Source organism: Paenibacillus sp. JNUCC 35 (genome assembly GCF_058269095.1).
The window spans coordinates 554391-577077 of record NZ_CM177771.1; the positions used below are offsets into that span (position 1 = coordinate 554391).

The window sequence follows — 22687 nt, forward strand, 5'->3', positions numbered from 1 at the left end:
CCTTCCCATAACTAGCACATTCTAAGGAGGGTTGCTCCTTGTTGGACGTAAACAACTTCGAATTTATGAAAATTGGATTGGCCTCACCTGAGAAGATCCGTTCGTGGTCCCGTGGGGAAGTTAAAAAACCGGAAACCATCAACTACAGAACTTTGAAACCGGAGAAAGAAGGTTTGTTCTGCGAGAAGATTTTCGGACCGACGAAAGACTGGGAGTGTCACTGCGGTAAATACAAGCGTGTGCGTTACAAAGGGGTCGTTTGTGACCGTTGCGGCGTTGAAGTAACACGTCAGAAGGTTCGCCGCGAACGTATGGGACACATTGAGCTTGCCGCTCCCGTATCCCACATCTGGTATTTCAAAGGTATTCCTAGCCGCATGGGTCTTGCTTTGGATATGTCTCCTCGTTCCCTTGAAGAGATTATCTACTTTGCATCCTATGTAGTAACGGACCCTGGAGATACGCCTCTTGAGAAGAAGCAGCTTCTTTCCGAAAAAGAATACCGCAGCTACCGCGAGAAATACGGTTATGCTTTCCAAGCTGGTATGGGTGCCGAGGCGGTTAAGAAACTTCTGCAGGATATCGACATCGATAAAGATGTGGAATCCTTGAAAGAAGAACTCAAAACCGCTCAAGGCCAACGTCGCAACCGGGCGATCAAACGTCTGGAAGTTATGGAAGCTTTCCGCAATTCGAAAAACCGTCCGGACTGGATGGTTCTTGATGTGCTGCCGGTTATTCCTCCGGAACTTCGCCCGATGGTTCAGCTGGACGGCGGACGTTTTGCGACTTCCGACCTTAACGATCTGTATCGTCGCGTTATTAACCGTAACAACCGTCTGAAGCGTCTGCTCGACCTGGGCGCCCCGGATATTATCGTTCAGAACGAGAAGCGTATGCTTCAAGAAGCCGTTGACGCTCTGATCGATAACGGCCGCCGCGGCCGTCCGGTAACGGGTCCCGGTAACCGTCCGCTTAAATCCCTCAGCCACATGCTGAAAGGTAAGCAGGGCCGTTTTCGCCAGAACTTGCTCGGTAAACGTGTCGACTACTCCGGCCGTTCCGTTATCGTTGTAGGTCCTAGCCTCAAAATGTACCAGTGCGGTCTGCCTAAAGAGATGGCATTGGAACTTTTCAAGCCTTTCGTTATGAAAGAGCTCGTAAACAAAGGTCTTGCCCATAACATCAAAAGCGCGAAACGCAAAGTAGAGCGCGTTAGCCCCGAAGTTTGGGACGTCCTTGAAGAAGTCATTAAGGAGCACCCGGTTCTTCTGAACCGTGCCCCCACACTGCATAGATTGGGTATCCAGGCGTTCGAACCGATTCTGGTCGAAGGACGCGCCATCAAGCTGCATCCGCTCGTATGTACGGCCTATAACGCCGACTTCGACGGTGACCAAATGGCCGTTCACGTGCCGCTTTCCGCTGAAGCGCAGGCTGAAGCACGGCTTCTCATGCTTGCGGCAGGCAACATTCTTAACCCGAAAGACGGCAAGCCAGTCGTAACTCCATCGCAGGATATGGTTCTGGGAAGCTTCTATCTGACTACGGACAACAAACATGGTCGCGGTGCGAACTTGATCTTCCGTTCCGTTAACGAAGCCGTTTCCGCTTATCAGAACGGGACTGCCGAGCTTCATGCCCGCGTAGCTATCCCTGCTAAGGTTTTGAACAAGAAGAACTTTACGGAAGCCCAACAGAACGCTTATCTGATTACGACCATCGGTAAAATCATCTTTAACGAGATTTTCCCGGATGACTTCCCGTACATCAACGATGCGACTAAAGCGAATCTGCTTAACGGCCCGTCCGATGACTATTTCGTGTTTGAAAAAGGCTCCAACATCCGTGCCCTAATGGAAGAGCTGCCGGAAGCGAAAGCGGTCGGTAAAGACTACCTCGGTTCGATTATTGCCGAGTGCTTCCGTAATTACCATACGACTAAAACTTCGGTCATTCTCGACAAGATCAAAGAACTCGGCTTCACATACTCCACTAAAGCCGGTATTACGGTTGCCGTGGCGGATGTCGTGGTACCTAACGAGAAGAAGAAGATCCTTGAAGATTCCGAAGAGAAGGTACGCACGGTAACGAACCAATACCGCCGCGGCCTTATTACCGACGACGAGCGTTATGACCGTGTTATCGCGATCTGGAGTAAAACGAAGGATGAAATCACGGATATCCTGATGAGATCCCTCGACAAATACAACTCCATCAACATGATGGTGGAGTCCAAAGCACGGGGTAACAAATCGCAAATCACTCAGCTGGGCGGTATGCGTGGTCTGATGGCCAACCCGTCCGGTAAAATCATCGAGTTGCCGATTAAATCGAACTTCCGTGAAGGCCTTACCGTCTTGGAATACTTTATTTCCACGCACGGTGCCCGTAAAGGTCTTGCCGATACGGCCCTTCGTACAGCGGATTCGGGTTACCTGACTCGACGTCTCGTTGACGTAGCCCAAGACGTTATCGTCCGTGAGGATGATTGCGGAACGGATAAAGGATTCATCGTCAGCAAAATTCAGGATGGTAAAGAGGTTATTGAAGACCTGTTTGACCGTATTGAAGGCCGCTATGCGTTTGAAACGATTCGTCACCCGGAGACGGGCGAAGTTATCGTAAACCGCAATGAGCTGATTGAAGCCAACATTGCGAATGCGATCATTGATGCGAATATTGAACGTCTTCAAATTCGTTCCGTACTCAGCTGTCGGTCCCGTCACGGGGTCTGCAAGAAGTGCTACGGACGTAACTTGGCGACTGGCCAGCACGTTGAAATCGGAGAAGCTGTCGGTATTATCGCGGCTCAATCCATCGGCGAGCCGGGAACCCAGCTTACGATGCGTACGTTCCATACCGGGGGCGTAGCCGGAGACGATATCACGCAAGGTCTTCCGCGTATTCAGGAGCTTTTCGAAGCCCGGAATCCGAAAGGTCAAGCGATTATCTCTGAAATCGACGGACTTGTTAAAGAGATCCGCGAAGCCAAGGATCGCCGTGAAATTGAAGTTCAGGGCGAAGCCGAGTCCCGTGTATACGCGGTACCATACGGTTCCCGTGTAAGAGCGATTGTCGGGCAGACGATCGAAGCCGGGGATGAGCTGACCGAAGGTTCGATCGATCCGAAGGAAATGCTTCGTATCAAAGGTATCCGCGGCGTTCAAAACTACATCCTTCAAGAGGTTCAGCGCGTTTACCGGAACCAAGGTGTAGAAATTAACGATAAGCACGTCGAAGTTATGATTCGTCAAATGCTTCGCAAAATTCGTATCGTTGACGCCGGTGACACGACGCTCCTGCCGGGTTCCTTCGTAGACATGCACGAATATGAAGAAGCGAACAGAGTGGCTTTGTTTGCGGATAAAGAGCCTGCCGTAGCCAAACCGATCCTTCTCGGGATTACGAAAGCATCGCTGGAGACGGATTCCTTCCTCTCCGCGGCATCGTTCCAAGAGACGACTCGCGTATTGACGGATGCCGCGATTAAAGGCAAAGTCGATCAGTTGCTCGGTCTCAAAGAGAATGTTATCATCGGTAAGCTGATTCCTGCAGGTACGGGTATGACCCGCTACCGGAACATTCGGGTCGTAGATCCGAACCAGGAACCGTCTGAAGAAGAAAACACAGAAAAAGAAGCGGTATCCGTTGAATAAACGGAGCTGATTCGGCAATAAAACGCCCGTCTCCCGAGATTTTGTAAAAAAAATCAAAGAAGACGGGTAATATTCTTGACACTATCTTGCCGAGATGCTAATATATCGTAGTGTGCCTAAATTAATATTCTTTCCTGTTCTTTGGAGGATATGGGATTATGACATATGACAAAGTAAAACAGGCTTCGAAATTAAGTGTCGGCACAAAGCAAGCAACGAAAAGCGTCGAGCTTGGTCAGGCATTAGAAGTTATTGTTGCCAAAGATGCAGATCCGCGATTGACTACTAAGATTGTTAATCTCTGCAGCAAGTCAGGAGTAGAGGTTACTTACGTAGATTCTATGAAGCTGCTTGGAAAAGCATGTGGAATTGAAGTGGGAGCCGCTGTGGCTGCGATCGTCGATAAATAGTAAGGCCGAGTGTTTTTGTTTCTAGATTTCATGTGAGAATAACCAGCTTATTTTTGCTGAGTCTAAAAACAAAAACTTTCCTTTGCTTTTTTACGACTCGCCTGGATCTGTGGGCTTGCAATAAAGGAAGTAACAAATGCTAGAGAGGAGGTGGCGGCATGCCAACAATTAACCAGCTAGTTCGTAAAGGACGTCAAGCTAAAGTCGTTAAATCGAAATCCCCAGCTCTCCAAAGAGGTTTCAACGCCCTGAAAAGAGAGTCTACGGAAATTAGCGCTCCACAAAAACGTGGTGTTTGTACTCGTGTAGGTACAATGACTCCGAAGAAACCGAACTCCGCACTTCGTAAATACGCTCGTGTGCGTTTGACGAACCGTGTAGAGGTTACAGCATACATTCCGGGTATCGGACACAACCTGCAAGAGCATAGTGTTGTTCTGATTCGCGGCGGAAGGGTTAAAGACCTTCCAGGGGTACGTTACCACATCGTTCGCGGTGCACTGGATACGTCCGGTGTTAACAATCGTATGCAAGCTCGTTCCAAATACGGTACGAAGCGTCCGAAAGCGAAGAAGTAATAGTTTTTAAAGCAATTATTTTTTGGGGAAAGGGGGATCACTATGCCTCGTAAAGGTCCAGTAACACGCAGAGACGTATTGCCAGATCCGATTTACAACAGCAAATTGGTTACTCGTCTGATCAACCGCATCATGATCGACGGTAAAAGAGGGGTAGCACAATCGATTCTATACAACGCATTTGAGCTCGTGCAAGAGCGTACCGGTAAGGAGCCGATGGAAGTTTTCGAACAAGCCATCAAGAACATCATGCCGGTGCTGGAAGTTAAATCTCGCCGTGTCGGCGGTGCTAACTACCAAGTTCCAATCGAAGTTAAACCTGAGCGTCGTACGACTCTAGGTTTGCGTTGGCTCGTAAACTACTCTCGTCTTCGTGGTGAGAAAACCATGGAAGAGAGACTGGCTTTCGAAATTATCGATGCTAGCAACAACACGGGTTCTTCCGTTAAGAAACGTGAAGATATACACAAGATGGCGGAAGCGAACAAAGCGTTTGCTCACTACCGTTGGTAGGATTCAGATCCTCGAATTAGGAAGGAGACAAAACCATGGCAAGAGAGTTCTCCTTGAAAGATACACGTAATATCGGGATCATGGCGCATATCGATGCGGGTAAAACGACTACAACCGAGCGGATCCTGTACTACACAGGCCGTACCCACAAAATCGGCGAGGTGCACGAAGGTGCAGCTACGATGGACTGGATGGAGCAGGAGCAGGAGCGCGGAATCACGATTACTTCCGCCGCTACCACTGCTGCATGGAAAGGTCACCGCATCAATATCATTGATACCCCGGGACACGTTGACTTCACAGTAGAAGTTGAACGTTCCCTGCGTGTATTGGATGGAGCTGTTGGCGTATTCAGTGCCAAGGAAGGCGTAGAGCCGCAGTCTGAAACCGTTTGGAGACAGGCTGACAAATACAGCGTTCCTCGTATTGCTTACGTAAACAAAATGGACATCATCGGCGCTGACTTCTTGGGAGTAGTTGATTCGATGCGTGACAAGTTGGGTGCCAATGCGGTAGCTATTCAGCTTCCGATCGGTGCTGAGAACGACTTTGTCGGCATCATCGACATCGTCGAAGAAAAAGCTATTCTTTACAAGGATGACCTTGGTAAAGAAGTAGAAGACATCGAGATTCCTGCGGAGTACAAAGACAAAGTCGCTGAACTTCGTATGGAGCTTGTTGAGAAAGTTGCCGAGCTTGACGAAGAACTCACGATGAAATACCTGGAAGGTGAGGAAATTACGGTTGCTGAGCTGAAAGCGGCTCTCCGCAAAGGCGTAGTATCCGTTCAAATCTTCCCGGTTATCTGTGGTTCTTCTTACCGTAACAAAGGGGTTCAGCCTATGCTGGACGCTGTTATCGATTATTTGCCGGCTCCAATTGACGTACCGGACATTCAAGGCGTTCTTGAAGATGGTACCGAAACGATTCGCAAATCTTCCGATAGCGAACCTTTTGCTGCGCTTGCATTCAAAATCATGACCGACCCTTACGTTGGTAAACTCACGTTCTTCCGTGTGTACTCCGGCGTTCTGCAGTCCGGCTCCTATGTTCTGAATGCTACCAAAGGCAAGCGTGAGCGCGTTGGCCGTATTCTTCAAATGCACGCGAACAGCCGTCAAGAAATCTCCGAAGTTTACGCAGGGGATATCGCGGCAGCTGTAGGTTTGAAAGATACTGGCACAGGCGACACCCTCTGCGATGAGAAAAACGCGGTTATCTTGGAGTCCATGAACTTCCCTGAACCGGTTATCGAAATCGCAGTTGAGCCTAAAACGAAAGCCGACCAAGACAAAATGGGCGTTGCGCTTTCCAAGCTTACTGAGGAAGATCCTACATTGCGCGCTAGTACCAACGAGGAAACCGGTCAAACGATTCTCGCGGGTATGGGTGAGCTTCACTTGGAAATCATCGTTGACCGTATGCGTCGCGAATTCAAAGTGGACACTAACGTAGGTAAACCGCAGGTTGCTTATCGCGAAACATTCAAGTCTGGTGCTAAGGTTGAAGGTAAGTTTGTTCGTCAATCCGGTGGCCGTGGTCAATACGGACATTGTTGGGTTGAGTTCCAACCGCTTGAACCAGGCAGCGGCTTCGTATTCGAAAGCAAAATCGTCGGTGGTGCTATTCCTAGAGAATACATCGCTCCGATCCAAGCTGGTATCGAAGAATCCATGAAGAACGGTGTAATCGCCGGTTTCCCTGTTGTGGACATCAAAGCAACTGTCGTCGACGGTTCTTACCATGATGTTGACTCCAACGAAATGGCGTTTAAAATCGCTGGTTCCATGGCTCTTAAAGCAGCTAAGGACAAATGTAACCCGGCCCTGCTTGAGCCGATCATGAAAGTAGAAGTAACGGTTCCGGAAGAGTACATGGGCGACGTAATGGGCGACCTGAACTCCCGCCGCGGACGCATTGAGGGTATGGATAGCCGTTCGGGTGCGCAAGTCATCCGTGCTAAGGTGCCTCTCTCCGAAATGTTCGGTTACTCCACGACACTTCGTTCCAGAACGCAAGGTCGCGGTGTTTACTCCATGGAAATCTCGCATTATGAAGAAGTGCCTAGAACTATTGCAGAAGAAATCATTGCAAAGAACAAAGGCGCTTAATATAAAATTGAGCTTAAACTCTATCCCGAGGAGGAATTGTTTAACATGGCAAAGGCTAAATTCGAACGTAATAAACCGCACGTTAATATCGGTACTATTGGTCACGTCGACCACGGTAAAACAACTCTGACAGCTGCGATCACTAACGTACTGTCCAAAAGATATGGTGGATCCGCAGTAGCATTCGACCAAATCGACAAAGCACCAGAAGAGCGCGAGCGTGGTATCACTATCTCCACAGCACACGTTGAGTACGAGACTCCTAACCGTCACTACGCTCACGTAGACTGCCCAGGTCACGCCGACTATGTTAAAAACATGATCACTGGCGCGGCTCAAATGGACGGAGCGATCCTGGTTGTATCCGCAGCTGACGGCCCTATGCCGCAAACTCGCGAACACATCCTTCTTTCCCGTCAAGTAGGCGTTCCTTACATCGTCGTATTCATGAACAAATGCGACATGGTTGAAGACGAAGAACTTCTGGAACTGGTTGAAATGGAGATCCGTGATCTTCTTTCTGAGTATGAGTTCCCAGGCGACGACACCCCGATCATTCGTGGTTCCGCTCGTGAAGCTCTGCAAAACCCAGACGGCGAATGGGCTGACAAAATCATTGAGCTCTTCGAACAAGTTGATACTTACATCCCAACTCCAGAGCGCGAAACCGACAAGCCTTTCCTTATGCCTGTCGAGGACGTATTCTCCATCACAGGTCGTGGTACAGTTGCTACAGGCCGTGTAGAGCGTGGTACTGTTAAAGTACAAGACGAAGTTGAAATCGTTGGTATCGCTGAAGAAACTCGCAAATGCGTAGTTACAGGCGTGGAAATGTTCCGTAAACTTCTTGATTCCGCTCAAGCTGGTGACAACATCGGCGCACTGCTTCGTGGTGTAGACCGTAAAGACATCGAGCGCGGACAAGTTCTTTCGAAACCAGGTTCCGTTAAGCCGCACACCAACTTTTCTGCACAAATCTACGTTCTGACTAAAGAAGAGGGTGGCCGTCACAAGCCTTTCTTCACAGGTTACCGTCCTCAGTTCTACTTCCGTACAACTGACGTAACGGGTATCATCGCCCTGCCAGAAGGAACTGAAATGGTTATGCCTGGTGATAACATCACTGTAACGGTAGAACTGATCAACCCAATCGCTATCGAGCAAGGTACTAAGTTCGCGATCCGTGAAGGCGGCCGTACTGTTGGTGCCGGCGCAGTAGCAACAATCAGCAAATAATATCGTCTAACGACGATCTTCATAAGCAACACGTACTGTAACGAGAACCCTGTACTGTAACGAAGTAAGACGAAGGCCCTGCCCTTGGTGGTGGGGCCTTTTTATATGAAAGCTTATCAATCTGCCAATCAAGTTCGGCCAGACACATCAGATGTCAAAGACGATAACAAGCATCGCTATCGATAAAGAAAAACGAACGATTATGCACATGAAAGCGACATTTTCGGAAACCGTATCGTTTCTAGATATTTGTCGTATAAAAATGTTGCATTTATCTTTGGGATTCGATATAATAGTGAGCGTTGGTCTGTGACGTTGCGATGATGTGAGAGGTTGCTGGCACACCCGGCCCCTTTGCCATGGGAGTGGTTGTCAGGAGATTTTCACGGAGTATGTCCGATACTAAATTGGGCGATAGAAGGAGGGACTTATATGGCAAAGCAAAAAATTCGTATCCGTTTGAAAGCTTATGATCACAGAGTGATTGATCAATCGGCTGAGAAAATCGTTGAGACTGCCAAGCGTTCCGGAGCAAGTGTTTCCGGTCCGATTCCGCTTCCAACTGAGAAGCAAATTATCACGATTCTTCGTGCGGTACACAAATACAAAGATTCTCGTGAGCAATTCGAGCAGCGTACACACAAGCGTCTGATCGATATCGTGAATCCTACACCACAAACTGTGGATGCTTTGATGAGACTGGACTTGCCGTCCGGCGTAGATATTGAAATTAAACTGTAAAGCTTCTATATATAGAAGAAACGAAAAGGAAAAGAGGTGTCAACGATGAAAGGTATCTTAGGTAAAAAACTTGGAATGACTCAAGTGTTTACACCGGAAGGAAACGTAGTACCTGTCACTGTTATCCAAGCTGGACCTTGCGTGGTTCTGCAGAAGAAAGATGTGGATAACGACGGATACGAATCGATCCAAATCGGTTTCGCGGACAAGAAAGAAAAAAATGCAACTAAGCCTGAAATTGGCCATGCCAAGAAGGCTAACACTGCTCCTAAGCGCTACGTCAAAGAATTTCGTGGAGTGGCACTGGGTGAGTACGAAGTTGGCCAAGAGCTGAAAGCTGATCTGTTCAGCGAGGGTGAATTTGTTGACGTATCCGGAACTTCCAAAGGTAAAGGGTTCCAAGGCGTTATCAAAAGACACAATCAGCATACGGGTCCAATGTCTCACGGCTCCCGATATCATCGTGGACCGGGTTCGATGGGTTCCATCTCAGCTAACCGTGTAATGAAAGGCAAGAAATTGCCAGGACATATGGGTAGCGAAACCGTAACCCTGCAAAACCTGCAAGTTATTAAAGTTGATGCGGAACGCAACGTAATTCTTGTTAAAGGCTCCATTCCTGGTCCTAGAAACAGCTACGTAAGCGTGAAATCCGCGGTGAAAAAGTAAGAAAGGAGGAAGACTGATGCCAAAAGTAGCTCTTTATAATGTATCCGGCACACAAGTCGGTGAAGTAGAACTGTCTGATGTAGTGTTCGGTATCGAACCTCACGTACACGCTCTGCATGAAGCTGTTTTGCTCCAGCAAGCATCCGTTCGTCAAGGAACCCACAAGGTTAAAGGACGTTCTGAAGTACGCGGCGGCGGACGTAAGCCGTGGAAGCAAAAAGGTACTGGCCGTGCTCGTCAAGGTAGTATCCGTGCTCCACAATGGAAGGGTGGCGGTGTCGTATTCGGACCGACTCCTCGCAGCTATGGTTACAAACTGCCTAAGAAGGTTCGTCGTCTTGCAATCAAGTCGGCTTTGTCCTCGAAGGTAATCGATAATGACATTATCGTTCTTGATCAGCTTCAAATGAATGCTCCGAAGACGAAAGAATTCGTAGCTATTTTGAAAAACCTCAACGTTGAGCGCAAAGCTCTCGTGGTTGCTGCTTCTTACGAAGATAGTGTTGCTCTCTCCGCTCGTAACATTCCGGGAGTTAAATTCGTTGTTGCTGATGGAATCAACGTACTCGACGTAATGGTTCATGACAAATTGATCATTACGAAGGATGCGGTTCAGAAGGTAGAGGAGGTGCTTGCGCAATGAAGAACCCACGCGATATTATCAAGCGCCCGGTCATCACGGAACGTTCTACGGAAATGATGGCTGACAAGAAATATGTGTTCGAAGTTGAAATCCGCGCTAACAAAACGGAAATCAAGCAAGCGATCGAACAAATTTTCAAAGTAAAAGTATCGAACGTGAACACACTCAGAATGCCAGCGAAGCCGAAACGTCAAGGACGTCACTCCGGTTACACTTCCGAATGGAAGAAAGCCATCGTGACACTTAGCGCAGACAGCAAAGAGCTGGAGTTCTTTGAAACGGTATAACAATATCTCTAAAGTAAGGAGGTAACACAGGTGCCAATTAAAAAGTATAAACCGACCTCTCCAGCAAGACGTGCCATGTCGGTATCTTCTTTCGAAGAAATCACGACATCCACACCGGAGAAATCCCTGCTTGCTCCTCTGAGCAAACAAGCTGGTCGTAACAACCAAGGTAAAATCACTACTCGTCACCACGGTGGCGGACACAAACGTAAATACCGCATCATTGACTTCAAACGCAATAAGGACGGCATTCCGGGTCGCGTTGCTACAATCGAATACGATCCAAACCGTTCCGCTAACATTGCTCTGATCCACTATGCAGACGGGGAGAAGAGATACATCATCGCTCCTAAAGGTCTGAAAGTCGGCGATCAAATCCAATCCGGATTGGGTTCTGACATTAAAGTAGGTAACGCGCTGGCTCTGGAAAACATTCCAGTCGGTACAGTTATCCACAACATTGAGTTGAAGCCAGGCAAAGGCGGACAATTGGTTCGTGCTGCCGGTACGGAAGCTCAACTTCTCGGTAAAGAAGATGTGTACGTGACAATTCGTCTTTCCTCAGGCGAAGTTCGCAAAGTGCTTAAAGGCTGCCGCGCGACAATCGGTTCTGTAGGTAACGAAGATCACGAACTCGTGAAAATCGGTAAAGCAGGACGTAATCGTTGGCTCGGCAAGAGACCAGAAGTCCGCGGGGTAGTAATGAACCCGAACGATCACCCACACGGTGGTGGTGAAGGCCGCGCTCCAATCGGACGTAAGTCTCCGTTGTCCCCATGGGGCAAACCGACACTCGGTTATAAAACTCGTAAAAAAGGCAAAGCTTCTGACAAGTACATTGTACGTCGTCGCACGAAGTAATTTATACACATCTGAATATCTTATGGTTCAGAGAAGGGAGGGGCTTCAATGGGTCGCAGCTTGAAAAAAGGTCCTTTTATCGACGGACACCTGATGAAAAAGGTCGAAGAACTGAATGAGTCGAGCAAGAAAACGGTAATTAAAACTTGGTCTCGTCGTTCTACGATTTTCCCGCAATTCGTAGGCCATACAATCGCGGTGTATGACGGAAGAAAACATGTGCCTGTATACGTAACGGAAGATATGGTCGGACACAAACTCGGTGAGTTTGCACCAACTCGTACGTACAAAGGTCACGATGACGACAAGAAAACAGGCAAGCGCTAATCGTTATTTTTACTGAGAGGAGGTACTACTATGCAAGCTAAAGCTGCTGCTAAATTCGTTCGGATCGCTCCTCGCAAAGTGCAGCTGGTAATTGACTTGATTCGCGGTAAACAAGTAGGCGACGCGGTTGCAATCCTTCGCCATACTCCAAAGTCAGCTTCTCCGATCGTGGAGAAAGTGCTGAACTCCGCAATTGCCAACGCTGAGCACAACTATTCGATGGATCCTAACAAACTTGTTATTAGTGAAGTTTATGTGAACCACGGTCCAATCATGAAAAGATTCCGCCCTCGTGCGATGGGTCGTGCAAGCCGTATCAATAAACGTACCAGCCACATCACTGTTGTGGTATCTGAGAAATAAGGAGGGATAACGTGTGGGTCAAAAAGTAAGCCCGGTGGGTCTTAGAATTGGTATTATTCGCGATTGGGAATCCAAGTGGTATGCTGAGAAAGATTTCGGCGACCTGCTGATGGAAGACGTTAAAATTCGTGAATATCTGAAGAACAAGCTGAAAGATTCTGCAGTGTCCCATATCGATATCGAGCGCGCGGCTAATCGCGTTAACGTGACGATTCATACAGCTAAGCCTGGTATGGTTATCGGTAAAGGTGGATCGGAAGTTGAAAACATCCGCAACTACATTGCCAACATGACAGGTAAGAAAGTACACATCAACATTGCAGAAGTGAAAAACCCTGAGCTCGACGCTGTCCTCGTTGCAGAAAGCATTGCACAACAGCTTGAGCGCCGCGTATCTTTCCGTCGTGCTATGAAACAAGCGATGCAAAGAACGCAAAGAGCGGGAGCTAAAGGAATTAAAGTTTCGACCAGCGGTCGTCTGGGCGGAGCGGAGATTGCCCGTACGGAAGGATACAGCGAAGGAACAGTTCCACTCCACACGCTTCGTGCGGATATCGATTATGGTACAGCTGAAGCGCACACGACCTACGGACGGATCGGCGTGAAAGTATGGATCTATCGTGGAGAGGTACTTCCGACAGCTAAGAAAAAGGCTCAATCGGAAGGAGGCAACTAATCATGTTAGTACCTAAACGTGTAAAACACCGCAAAGAACACCGCGGTAAAATGAGAGGTCGCGCTAAAGGCGGCACTGAAGTTGTGTTCGGTGAATACGGTCTCCAGGCTCTTGAGCCTGCGTGGATTACAAACCGTCAGATCGAAGCAGCACGTATTGCCATGACTCGTTACATCAAGCGTGGCGGTAAAGTGTGGATCAAAATCTTCCCTTCGAAACCTATCACCCAAAAGCCTCTTGAAGTTCGGATGGGTAGCGGTAAAGGTAACGTTGAGAAGTGGGTCAGCGTAGTGAAACCAGGTAAAGTTATGTTCGAACTTGCCGGTGTTAGCGAAGAAGTTGCTCGCGAAGCTATGCGTCTTGCTATGCACAAGCTTCCCGTTAAATGTAAGTTCGTGAAGAAAGAAGAAGTGGGTGGTGAAGCACATGAAGGCTAGTGAATTCCGCAACTTAACCACTGCTGAGATTGAACAAAGAATTAACGGTTTCAAGGAAGAACTTTTTAACCTCCGTTTTCAACTAGCTACCGGACAACTGGATAACCCGGTTCAAATTCAGAAGCTGCGCAAAGAAATCGCCCGTGCGAAAACAGTTTTGCGTGAAAGAGAACTCGGGATTGGTTAAGCAAATTCAGAAGGGAGGGCTCGTATATGGCAGAGCGTAACGAACGTAAAGTCCAAACCGGTAAAGTGGTCAGCGACAAAATGGATAAAACCATCGTTGTTGCCGTGGAAACTTACAAAAAACACGACTTGTACCACAAGCGGATTAAATATACGAAGAAGTTTAAAGCTCACGATGAGAACAATGAAGCGCAAATTGGCGACACCGTGAAAATCATGGAAACTCGCCCATTGTCTAAAGACAAGCGTTTCCGTCTCGTTGAGATCGTTGAAAAAGCAGTTATTGTTTAACCAACAGGTATAATCCGAAAGGAGGGACTAACATGATTCAACCATTATCTCGTTTGAAGGTTGCGGACAACTCCGGTGCGAAACAGCTGATGTGCATTCGTGTGCTTGGCGGTACTGGTCGTCGTGTAGGCAATATCGGTGATTTGATCATCTGCTCTGTGAAAGAAGCAACACCAGGGGGCGTTGTCAAAAAAGGTGATGTAGTCAAAGCGGTAATCGTTCGTACTAAGAGCGGCGCTCGTCGTAAAGACGGATCTTACATCACATTTGATGAGAACGCGGCAGTTATCGTAAAAGATGATAAGAGCCCTCGTGGAACTCGTATTTTCGGACCAGTTGCTCGTGAACTTCGTGATAAAGACTTCATGAAGATCGTTTCTCTTGCTCCTGAGGTTATCTAACACAGGCAGCTCAATTAAATTGCGGCGCGGCTTTCTTCTGGAAAGTCCGGCAGCTCTTACGAAGTTAGCTTTCATACGAAAGCTTAGGAGGTGTAATCAACATGCCAAGAACGAAAAAGAGACTTGAGTCTCATAACCATAAACTGCATGTAAAGAAAGACGACACAGTTTTTGTTATCTCCGGCAAAGACAAAGGTAAGAAAGGTCGCGTTCTCGCAGCTTACCCGCGTGAAAATCGTGTTCTGGTCGAAGGCGTGAACATGATCAAGAAACATGCTAAACCTTCCCAGCAAAATCCTCAAGGCGGAATCATTACTCAAGAAGCTGCAATTCACGCTTCCAACGTAATGCTCGTGGATCCTAAGAGCGGCAAACCGACTCGTGTAGGTTACAAGGTCCTTGAGAACGGAACTAAAGTACGTATTGCGAAAAAATCCGGCGAAGCTATCGATTAATCGACTAAGTGCGGAAAGGAGGCACCAGAATGGCAGCAAGAATGAAAGATCGTTTCTTGAATGAAATCACTCCTGCTCTGATGCAGAAGTTTAACTACACCACTGTTATGCAAGTTCCTAAGATCGAGAAAGTAGTCATCAACATGGGGGTTGGTGAGGCTGTATCGAACTCCAAGGTGCTCGACAGTGCCGTAGAGGATCTGCAAAAAATTGCGGGTCAAAAACCGGTAATCACTCGTGCGAAGAAATCCATCGCGGGTTTCAAACTTCGTGAAAACATGCCGATCGGCGTTAAAGTAACACTGCGCGGCCAACGCATGTATCAATTCCTGGACAAATTGTTCAACGTATCGCTTCCGCGCGTACGTGACTTCCGTGGAGTTTCCTCCAAAGCGTTCGACGGACGCGGTAACTACACGCTTGGTCTTAAAGAACAATTGATCTTCCCAGAGATCGAATACGATCAAATTGATAAAGTTCGTGGTATGGACATCGTAATCGTAACGACTGCGAATACGGACGAAGAAGCTCGTGAACTGCTTACCCAACTCGGAATGCCGTTTGTGAAGTAAGAACCAATCATCACGGAGCTTTCGGAAGGAAGCCCCTGCCGATAATGATCGGAGAGAGTTTTCAGGCGAAAACTTGTAGGAGGTGTAATTTAAGTGGCAAAAACTTCGATGAAAATCAAGCAACAACGTCCCCCTAAGTTCAAAGTGCAGGCGTATACTCGCTGCGAACGTTGCGGCCGCCCGCATTCCGTTCTCCGCAAATTTAAAATTTGCAGAATTTGTTTCCGTGAACTAGCATATAAAGGCCAGATTCCAGGTGTGCGTAAAGCAAGCTGGTAATCCACTTATTTTCGGGAAGGAGGTTCACATCCATGGTTATGTCTGATCCAATTGCAGATATGCTTACACGCATTCGTAATGCAAACATTGTTCGTCACGAGACGGTAGAAATTCCGGCATCCAAGATCAAGAAAGAGATTGCTGAAATCCTCAAAAATGAAGGTTTCATCCGTGACGCTGAATTCGTAGAAGATAACAAGCAGGGCATCATCCGCTTGTTCCTAAAATACGGTCCGAATAACGAGCGCGTAATCACCGGTTTGAAACGTATCAGCAAACCTGGTCTTCGCGTATACACAAAATCCCAAGAGATCCCTCGGGTACTTGGCGGTCTGGGTATCGCTATCATCTCCACTTCCGGTGGCGTGATGACGGACAAAGACGCTCGTCAAGCAAAATCCGGCGGAGAGGTTCTCTGCTACGTTTGGTAATTTAGACTCGATTGAATGGAGGTGCAAACATGTCTCGTATTGGTCGCAAACCAATTACTGTTCCAAGTGGCGTTGACGTAAAGCTTGAGAACACGACAATCACGGTAAAAGGACCGAAAGGAACCCTTTCCCGCGAACTTCACAAAGATATGAAGGTATCCGTACAAGACAATGTCATTACGGTTGAAAGACCTTCTGATCATAAACTGCATCGTTCCCTGCACGGCACGACTCGCAGCGTATTGAACAACATGGTTACAGGAGTAACGCAAGGTTTCGAGAAGAATCTGGAGCTTGTTGGCGTAGGTTACCGTGCTAACAAAACCGGAAACAAACTCGTCCTGAACGTAGGTTACTCTCACCCGGTTGAAATCAACCCTGAAGGCGGAATCGAATTCGACGTACCTAGCAACACGAAAGTGATTGTTAAAGGGATCGATAAAGAACTCGTTGGCGCAACTGCTGCCAAAATCCGTGCCGTTCGTGAACCTGAGCCGTATAAAGGTAAAGGTATTAAGTACGAAGGCGAACGCATTATCCGCAAAGAAGGTAAAGCTGGTAAGAAGAAGTAAGGCGGCCTAAGGCCGGCCTGACATCGGAATATAGATGAAAGGAGTGCAACCCATGATTACTAAAGGCGATAAGAATAAAGCACGTCTGAAAAGACATCTGCGTGTTCGTAAGAAAATTCAAGGGACGACAGCACGTCCTCGCTTGAACATTTTCCGCTCTGAAAAGCACATGTATGCGCAAATCATTGACGATGTGAACGGAGTAACAGTGGCATCGGCATCCACTCAGGACAAAGAGCTTAAAGAGGTTGGCAAAGGCGGAAACGTCGAAGCCGCTCGTAAAGTCGGCGAACTGGTTGCGAATCGTGCGAAAGAAAAAGGCGTGAGCCAAGTAGTATTTGACCGCGGCGGATATCTCTATCACGGACGTGTTCAGGCTCTGGCCGAAGCAGCTCGTGAAGCTGGTCTAGAATTCTAAGAAAACATCTCATAAGGAGGTAAACGACTTGCGTGTAGATCCTAACACTTTAGAGCTGACTGAAAAAGTTGTTCATATTAATCGCGTTGCTAAAGTTGTAAAGGGCGGACGTCGCTTTAGCTTTAGCGCTCTTGTCGTAGTAGGCGATGGTAACGGCTATGTCGGCGCTGGTATCGGTAAAGCTTCCGAAGTTCCTGATGCAATCCGCAAAGGAATCGAAGATGCTAAGAAGAACCTCGTCCACGTTCCTATCGTTGGAACTACGATTCCTCACCTTGTAACTGGTCATTTCGGCGCTGGACGTGTGCTGCTGAAACCAGCATCTGAAGGTACCGGTGTTATTGCTGGCGGCCCTGTTCGTGCAGTACTCGAACTTGCTGGCGTTGGCGACATTTTAACAAAATCCCTGGGTTCTTCGAACTCCATGAACATGGTGAACGCTACTTTAGAAGGTCTTTCCCGTCTGAAGAAAGCGGAAGAAGTAGCCAAACTTCGCGGCAAAACCGTTGAAGAGTTGATGGGTTAAGGAGGATAAACATGTCTAAACTTCAAATTACCCTTAAGCGTAGTCTGATCGGACGTCCAGAAACACAGAAGAAGACGGTTCAGGCTCTTGGTCTCAGAAAGCTGAACCATTCTGTTGTTCAAAGCGACAATGAAGCAATCCGTGGTATGATTAATCAAGTCAGCCACCTTATCGAAGTTAAAGAAATTCAAGCATAAGTAACACATTCAATCTGGAGGAGGTGCAACTATGAAATTACATGAGCTGAGCTCTGCAGAAGGCGCACGCCACACTCGCAAGCGTCTCGGTCGCGGTGTAGGTAGCGGACTCGGAAAAACTTCCGGACGCGGTCACAAAGGTCAGAACGCCCGTTCCGGCGGTGGTGTTCGTCCAGGCTTTGAAGGTGGACAAAACCCACTTTACCGTCGTCTCCCTAAGCGTGGTTTCGTGAACCCAACGCGTAAGGAATTTGCTATCGTTAACCTGGAAGACCTGAATAAGTTCGAAGCTGGTACGGAAGTAACTCCTGAGCTTCTGATGGAAACGGGTGTTGTAAAATCACCTAAAGATGGAATTAAGATTCTTGGAAACGGCGAACTCACTGTAAAGCTTACAGTTAAGGCGAACAAGTTTTCCCAATCTGCGGTAGATAAAATCCAGGCTGCCGGCGGTCAATCCGAGGTGATTTAATGTTCCGGACCCTGTCCAACATCTTTAAAGTAGAGGATTTGCGTAAGAGAATCATTTTCACGCTTCTCGTGTTAATCATCTACAGAATCGGTGCCTTCATTCCGGTTCCCAATATCAATGCAGAGCTTCTGAAGCTGCAGGATCAGGCCAACCAGAATAGCGTGTTCGGGCTGCTGAATACTTTCTCCGGCGGAGCGCTTTTCCAGTTCTCCATCTTCTCGATGTCGATCTTTCCGTACATTACGGCTTCGATTATCGTTCAACTACTGTCCATGGACGTTGTTCCAAGGCTTACACAGTGGGCGAAAGAGGGAGAAGTGGGGAGAAAGAAATCGGCCCAGCTTACTCGCTACTTAACGGTTGTGCTTGGCGTGATTCAAGCTTATGGATATGCGATCATGTTTAATAACTCCTTCCAGGGGCTTGTGATCAATCCTAGCTTTGCTACCTACTCTCTGATAGCGATTGTCTTGACGGCAGGAACGATGTTCCTGATGTGGTTAGGTGAGCAGATCACTGAAAAAGGGATCGGAAACGGGATTTCGATTATTATCTTCGCGGGAATCGTAGCTGCTATTCCGACAGGAATCAGTCAGATTTACCAGACGCAGTTTGCGAATGCAGGAGATGCCCTGTTCCTGAACATCTTGAAAATCGTCCTCATTCTGATCGTAGTAGTAGCCATTATCGTTGGCGTTATCTACGTTCAGCAGGGAGTTCGGAAGATACCCGTACAATACGCTAAACGTGTTGTAGGGAGGAAAATGTACGGCGGACAGAGCACGCACATTCCCATGAAAGTGAATGCTGCAGGAGTAATTCCGGTCATCTTTGCCGTATCACTGCTTCAATTCCCGACGATTATTGCAGGTTTCTGGGCGGGGAATCCATTTGCGGATTGGATTATCCGGAATCTAAGCATTAACAATTCGGCGCCGATTGCGCTTGCTCTATATGTACTACTGATTGTCGGCTTCACCTATTTCTACACGTTTGTACAGATTAATCCGGTGCAAATGGCTGATCAAATGAAGAAGAACGGCGGTTATATTCCAGGCGTTCGTCCCGGAAAACCAACTTCCAGCTACCTGACAAGAGTAATGTCTAGAATTACTTTGTCCGGCGCCTTCTTCCTGGCTTTCATCTCGATTCTCCCAATGATCTTCGGGGCTCTGGCAGGTCTGCCAACTTCGGTTCGGATCGGCGGAACTTCACTTCTCATCCTTGTGGGTGTGGCATTGGAGACGTTGAAAACAGTAGAAAGCCAACTGATCAAACGTCATTACAAAGGATTTATCAACAAATAGCAATAGGTTCTGATGTAGGCACTTTGTTGCGGCATCGGCACCTATTGTGCTGTTCGTACTACTAAGTGCCGAAGGAGGGAAAAACGTGAACGTTTTATTTATGGGTCCTCCGGGTGCGGGTAAAGGTACTCAGGCGGAGAAAATTGTCAGCGAATTTCAGATTCCTCACATTTCAACCGGCGATGCCTTTAGATTGGCAATGAGTCAAGGGACGCCGCTCGGCATAGAAGCTAAATCCTATGTCGATCAAGGCAAACTTGTTCCAGACGAAATCACTAACGGTATTGTTCGTGAACGTCTGCAGCAGCCGGATTGCGACAAGGGATTTCTTCTCGATGGTTTTCCGCGTACGATTGCTCAAGCGGAAGCCTTGGATGAGATCCTGCAATCTCTGGGTAAGCGAATCGATCACGTCATTAATTTGAAAGTGGATCGCAGCTTCCTGCTGGCCAGACTGACCGGTCGCCGTATCTGCAAATCCTGCGGCGCCACGTATCACGTGATTTTCAATCCTCCGAAGCAGGAAGGCGTATGCGACAAATGCTCCGGCGAATTGTATCAGAGATCCGATGATACGGAAGAGAAAGTCGGTACCCGCTTGGACGAATACACGTCGAAGACAGCACCGCTTCTTGAGTACTACCAGAAACGTAACGTATTGCGCGAGGTTGATGGGGAGCAGGATATCGAGGATGTAACTTCCCAAATCAGTTCATTGCTGCGAGGTCATTCTGAATGATCATTTGTAAGTCCGAAGTAGAGTTGGAACTTATGCGTGAGGCAGGTCGAATCGTAGCCGAGACCCACAAGTTGATGGCTGAATCGGTTCGTCCGGGCATTACGACTAAGGACCTGGATAAAATCGCTGAGGAATACATTCGCAGTCAAGGTGCCGTACCCTCTTTCAAAGGCTACAACGGTTTCTCTGGCAGCATCTGCACTTCAGTTAATGAAGAATTGGTGCACGGCATTCCCGGCAGCCGCAAATTAGTCGAAGGCGACGTTATCAGCATTGATATCGGGGCACAATATAAAGGATATCATGGTGATTCGGCCTGGACTTATGGCGTCGGTGAAATTTCTGAAACCGCAAAGAAACTTCTGGAAGTAACTGAACGTTCGCTGTTTGCCGGATTGGCGGAAGCCAAACCGGACGCTCGGCTGTATACGATCTCACACGCCATACAGCAAGTGATCGAAGACGCGGGTTTCTCGGTTGTTCGTGAATATGTCGGTCACGGGATCGGCACGGAGCTTCACGAAGATCCGCAGATTCCCAACTATGGGATTCGGGACAAAGGCCCCCGGCTTAAACCCGGTATGGTACTTGCAATCGAGCCTATGGTGAACGTCGGACAGCGATTCGTAAAGACACTCGAGGATGATTGGACCGTAGTTACCGTAGATAATTCCTTATGTGCACATTTCGAACATACCATTGCCATTACGGCAGACGGTTATGAAATATTAACCCAGCTGAAGGCATAGGTGACCGAATTGGTAGATCAGGAACAGCTGCCGCAGCCCGGTCAAATCGTAAAAATTCTCCGAGGCAAAGATCAAGGTCAATATGCGATTATCATCCGAGCGGAGGATTCCAGATTGGTTTGGATCGCCGATGGTGATAAACGCAGATTCGACCAGCCGAAGAAGAAGAATGTTCAGCATCTTCAGCTTCAGTCCAAGATCAGCGGAGAAGTTTCCAGAAGTTTAACGGAAAGCAGCCGTGTTACGAATGCCAAGTTAAGACATGCGGTGAAGAAGTTTATCGACAGTCTACAATCTGAGGCAGATGAGAAAGGAGAATAATCGGTGGCTAAAGAAGATGTAATTGAAGTGGAAGGTACAGTAATCGAACCTCTTCCGAATGCAATGTTTAAGGTAGAGCTTGAGAACGGACATAAAATTTTGGCCCATGTTTCCGGAAAGATCAGAATGCACTTCATTCGGATTTTACCTGGCGACAAGGTTACTGTAGAATTATCCCCATATGACTTGACGAGAGGTCGTATAACCTATCGGTTCAAATAAATAGCTGCAACGCCGCAGTCTTAGCCGACATAGCGGCCAACCCTTACGAAGCAAGTTTGCGGTGGCAAACTCTCAGGAGGTAATAAACATGAAGGTAAGACCGTCGGTCAAGCCGATCTGCGAAAAATGCAAAGTCATTCGTCGCAAAGGCAATGTCATGGTAATTTGTGAAAACCCGAAACATAAACAAAAACAAGGTTAAAAGGAGGTGCACGTTCAACAATGGCACGTATTGCTGGTGTAGACTTACCGCGTGACAAGCGCGTTGAAATCGCATTGACGTACATTTTTGGTATCGGTAAAACGACTTCTCAGAAAGTTCTGAGCCAAACTGGCGTTGACGCATCCACTCGTGTTCGCGATCTTACGGAAGAAGAAGTAAGCAAAATTCGTGAAGTTATCGACAAAACGATCAAAGTGGAAGGCGACCTTCGTCGCGAAATCGCTCTGAACATCAAACGTCTGGTTGAAATCGGATGCTACCGTGGTATCCGTCATCGTCGTGGCCTGCCTGTTCGTGGTCAACGCACGAAAACCAATGCTCGTACACGTAAAGGTCCTCGTCGGACTGTAGCTAACAAGAAGAAATAATAAAGGGGGTTAGAGTGAACAATGGCTAAACCTAAAAAAGTCGTCCGTACGAAACGTCGTGACCGTAAAAATATTGAATCCGGTGTGGCACACATCCGTTCCACATTCAACAATACAATCGTAACGATCACGGATCCTCATGGAAACGCGCTTTCCTGGGCAAGTGCCGGTAACCTGGGCTTCAAAGGATCCCGTAAAAGCACTCCGTTTGCTGCGCAAATGGCTGCTGAATCTGCAGCTAGAGCCGCTATGGAACATGGTCTGAAAGTTGTTGAAGTCATGGTTAAAGGCCCTGGTGCCGGCCGTGAAGCAGCAATTCGTTCTTTGCAGGCTGCTGGTCTCGAAGTCAACCTGATTAAGGACGTAACACCAATTCCGCATAACGGTTGCCGTCCTCCAAAACGTCGTCGCGTGTAATTTCAAGTCGGCATGTGGTATAAATATTCT

Annotated in this window: 35 protein-coding genes; all 35 read left to right on the forward strand. The window is 47.8% G+C overall.

Annotated features, from left to right (window positions below):
• Positions 1-38: 38 nt before the first annotated feature.
• The gene (gene rpoC, locus AC2TF6_RS02620) at positions 39-3659 is read left to right on the forward strand and encodes a DNA-directed RNA polymerase subunit beta' (RefSeq protein ID WP_491309819.1); all 3621 of its coding nucleotides are present in this window, start codon (positions 39-41) and stop codon (positions 3657-3659) included.
• Between the two features lie 158 nt (positions 3660-3817).
• Positions 3818-4069 (forward strand): ribosomal L7Ae/L30e/S12e/Gadd45 family protein, encoded by a 252-nt coding sequence (locus AC2TF6_RS02625; RefSeq protein WP_009674511.1) that lies wholly within the window; start codon positions 3818-3820, stop codon positions 4067-4069.
• A gap of 158 nt (positions 4070-4227) precedes the next feature.
• Positions 4228-4647 (forward strand): 30S ribosomal protein S12, encoded by a 420-nt coding sequence (gene rpsL / locus AC2TF6_RS02630; protein ID WP_009674503.1) that lies wholly within the window; start codon positions 4228-4230, stop codon positions 4645-4647.
• Between the two features lie 42 nt (positions 4648-4689).
• A complete protein-coding gene (rpsG, locus tag AC2TF6_RS02635) occupies positions 4690-5160 on the forward strand; it encodes a 30S ribosomal protein S7 (protein WP_042235507.1) in 471 nt (156 codons plus the stop codon).
• 35 nt (positions 5161-5195) lie between these two features.
• On the forward strand, positions 5196-7271 hold the full coding sequence (gene fusA, locus AC2TF6_RS02640) for an elongation factor G (protein WP_491309820.1): 2076 nt from the start codon (positions 5196-5198) through the stop codon (positions 7269-7271).
• Between the two features lie 45 nt (positions 7272-7316).
• Positions 7317-8507 carry an elongation factor Tu gene (gene tuf / locus AC2TF6_RS02645; RefSeq protein WP_009676807.1) on the forward strand — a complete coding sequence of 397 codons (1191 nt, stop codon included), beginning with the start codon at positions 7317-7319 and terminating at the stop codon, positions 8505-8507.
• Positions 8508-8939: 432 nt separating this feature from the next.
• Complete coding sequence (gene rpsJ / locus AC2TF6_RS02650) at positions 8940-9248, forward strand: 30S ribosomal protein S10 (RefSeq protein ID WP_009676797.1); 309 nt, start codon at positions 8940-8942, stop codon at positions 9246-9248.
• A gap of 45 nt (positions 9249-9293) precedes the next feature.
• Entirely contained in the window at positions 9294-9917 is a 624-nt protein-coding gene (gene rplC, locus AC2TF6_RS02655; RefSeq protein WP_491309821.1) for a 50S ribosomal protein L3, read from the forward strand.
• A gap of 16 nt (positions 9918-9933) precedes the next feature.
• Positions 9934-10560 (forward strand): 50S ribosomal protein L4, encoded by a 627-nt coding sequence (rplD, locus tag AC2TF6_RS02660; RefSeq protein WP_042235518.1) that lies wholly within the window; start codon positions 9934-9936, stop codon positions 10558-10560.
• Positions 10557-10847, forward strand: coding sequence for a 50S ribosomal protein L23 (gene rplW / locus AC2TF6_RS02665; protein ID WP_103998009.1), 291 nt, complete (start codon positions 10557-10559; stop codon positions 10845-10847). Before rplD ends, rplW begins: the two co-directional genes overlap by 4 nt.
• Positions 10848-10877: 30 nt before the next feature.
• Entirely contained in the window at positions 10878-11708 is an 831-nt protein-coding gene (gene rplB, locus AC2TF6_RS02670) for a 50S ribosomal protein L2 (RefSeq protein ID WP_454234233.1), read from the forward strand.
• A 48-nt stretch (positions 11709-11756) separates the two neighbouring features.
• Positions 11757-12035: a 30S ribosomal protein S19 gene (rpsS, locus tag AC2TF6_RS02675; protein WP_009676795.1), complete on the forward strand. Its 279-nt coding sequence runs from the start codon at positions 11757-11759 to the stop codon at positions 12033-12035.
• Between the two features lie 30 nt (positions 12036-12065).
• A complete protein-coding gene (gene rplV, locus AC2TF6_RS02680; RefSeq protein WP_016423663.1) occupies positions 12066-12398 on the forward strand; it encodes a 50S ribosomal protein L22 in 333 nt (110 codons plus the stop codon).
• A gap of 13 nt (positions 12399-12411) precedes the next feature.
• Complete coding sequence (gene rpsC / locus AC2TF6_RS02685; RefSeq protein WP_103998007.1) at positions 12412-13074, forward strand: 30S ribosomal protein S3; 663 nt, start codon at positions 12412-12414, stop codon at positions 13072-13074.
• Between the two features lie 2 nt (positions 13075-13076).
• Positions 13077-13511 carry a 50S ribosomal protein L16 gene (rplP, locus tag AC2TF6_RS02690; protein WP_009676823.1) on the forward strand — a complete coding sequence of 145 codons (435 nt, stop codon included), beginning with the start codon at positions 13077-13079 and terminating at the stop codon, positions 13509-13511.
• Entirely contained in the window at positions 13501-13698 is a 198-nt protein-coding gene (rpmC, locus tag AC2TF6_RS02695; protein ID WP_009676819.1) for a 50S ribosomal protein L29, read from the forward strand. Before rplP ends, rpmC begins: the two co-directional genes overlap by 11 nt.
• A gap of 26 nt (positions 13699-13724) precedes the next feature.
• Complete coding sequence (gene rpsQ / locus AC2TF6_RS02700) at positions 13725-13988, forward strand: 30S ribosomal protein S17 (protein ID WP_009676813.1); 264 nt, start codon at positions 13725-13727, stop codon at positions 13986-13988.
• Between the two features lie 32 nt (positions 13989-14020).
• Entirely contained in the window at positions 14021-14389 is a 369-nt protein-coding gene (gene rplN / locus AC2TF6_RS02705) for a 50S ribosomal protein L14 (RefSeq protein WP_009676804.1), read from the forward strand.
• A gap of 101 nt (positions 14390-14490) precedes the next feature.
• On the forward strand, positions 14491-14844 hold the full coding sequence (rplX, locus tag AC2TF6_RS02710) for a 50S ribosomal protein L24 (protein WP_009676802.1): 354 nt from the start codon (positions 14491-14493) through the stop codon (positions 14842-14844).
• 29 nt (positions 14845-14873) lie between these two features.
• The gene (rplE, locus tag AC2TF6_RS02715) at positions 14874-15416 is read left to right on the forward strand and encodes a 50S ribosomal protein L5 (RefSeq protein WP_042235534.1); all 543 of its coding nucleotides are present in this window, start codon (positions 14874-14876) and stop codon (positions 15414-15416) included.
• A gap of 93 nt (positions 15417-15509) precedes the next feature.
• Complete coding sequence (locus AC2TF6_RS02720) at positions 15510-15695, forward strand: type Z 30S ribosomal protein S14 (protein WP_040953112.1); 186 nt, start codon at positions 15510-15512, stop codon at positions 15693-15695.
• Positions 15696-15727: 32 nt separating this feature from the next.
• Positions 15728-16126 carry a 30S ribosomal protein S8 gene (rpsH, locus tag AC2TF6_RS02725; RefSeq protein ID WP_009676818.1) on the forward strand — a complete coding sequence of 133 codons (399 nt, stop codon included), beginning with the start codon at positions 15728-15730 and terminating at the stop codon, positions 16124-16126.
• 29 nt (positions 16127-16155) lie between these two features.
• A complete protein-coding gene (gene rplF / locus AC2TF6_RS02730) occupies positions 16156-16698 on the forward strand; it encodes a 50S ribosomal protein L6 (protein WP_009676801.1) in 543 nt (180 codons plus the stop codon).
• A gap of 52 nt (positions 16699-16750) precedes the next feature.
• Entirely contained in the window at positions 16751-17116 is a 366-nt protein-coding gene (gene rplR, locus AC2TF6_RS02735) for a 50S ribosomal protein L18 (RefSeq protein WP_491309822.1), read from the forward strand.
• A gap of 28 nt (positions 17117-17144) precedes the next feature.
• Positions 17145-17642, forward strand: a complete 498-nt coding sequence (gene rpsE / locus AC2TF6_RS02740; protein ID WP_009676829.1) for a 30S ribosomal protein S5 — start codon at positions 17145-17147, stop codon at positions 17640-17642.
• Positions 17643-17653: 11 nt separating this feature from the next.
• The gene (gene rpmD, locus AC2TF6_RS02745; protein ID WP_009676811.1) at positions 17654-17839 is read left to right on the forward strand and encodes a 50S ribosomal protein L30; all 186 of its coding nucleotides are present in this window, start codon (positions 17654-17656) and stop codon (positions 17837-17839) included.
• Positions 17840-17870: 31 nt separating this feature from the next.
• On the forward strand, positions 17871-18311 hold the full coding sequence (gene rplO, locus AC2TF6_RS02750) for a 50S ribosomal protein L15 (protein WP_009676816.1): 441 nt from the start codon (positions 17871-17873) through the stop codon (positions 18309-18311).
• Positions 18311-19618, forward strand: coding sequence for a preprotein translocase subunit SecY (gene secY, locus AC2TF6_RS02755; protein WP_009676812.1), 1308 nt, complete (start codon positions 18311-18313; stop codon positions 19616-19618). The genes rplO and secY overlap by 1 nt, the downstream gene beginning before the upstream one ends.
• A gap of 85 nt (positions 19619-19703) precedes the next feature.
• Entirely contained in the window at positions 19704-20357 is a 654-nt protein-coding gene (locus tag AC2TF6_RS02760) for an adenylate kinase (protein WP_009676820.1), read from the forward strand.
• Complete coding sequence (map, locus tag AC2TF6_RS02765) at positions 20354-21106, forward strand: type I methionyl aminopeptidase (RefSeq protein WP_218231795.1); 753 nt, start codon at positions 20354-20356, stop codon at positions 21104-21106. Before AC2TF6_RS02760 ends, map begins: the two co-directional genes overlap by 4 nt.
• A 9-nt stretch (positions 21107-21115) precedes the next feature.
• A complete protein-coding gene (locus AC2TF6_RS02770) occupies positions 21116-21427 on the forward strand; it encodes a KOW motif-containing protein (protein ID WP_491311582.1) in 312 nt (103 codons plus the stop codon).
• A 3-nt stretch (positions 21428-21430) separates the two neighbouring features.
• Positions 21431-21649, forward strand: a complete 219-nt coding sequence (infA, locus tag AC2TF6_RS02775; RefSeq protein ID WP_009676800.1) for a translation initiation factor IF-1 — start codon at positions 21431-21433, stop codon at positions 21647-21649.
• Between the two features lie 88 nt (positions 21650-21737).
• Positions 21738-21851, forward strand: coding sequence for a 50S ribosomal protein L36 (gene rpmJ / locus AC2TF6_RS02780; RefSeq protein ID WP_003333770.1), 114 nt, complete (start codon positions 21738-21740; stop codon positions 21849-21851).
• A 20-nt stretch (positions 21852-21871) separates the two neighbouring features.
• Positions 21872-22240, forward strand: a complete 369-nt coding sequence (rpsM, locus tag AC2TF6_RS02785; protein ID WP_016423661.1) for a 30S ribosomal protein S13 — start codon at positions 21872-21874, stop codon at positions 22238-22240.
• Positions 22241-22261: 21 nt separating this feature from the next.
• Positions 22262-22657 (forward strand): 30S ribosomal protein S11, encoded by a 396-nt coding sequence (gene rpsK / locus AC2TF6_RS02790; RefSeq protein WP_016423660.1) that lies wholly within the window; start codon positions 22262-22264, stop codon positions 22655-22657.
• The last annotated feature ends 30 nt before the right edge of the window (positions 22658-22687 follow it).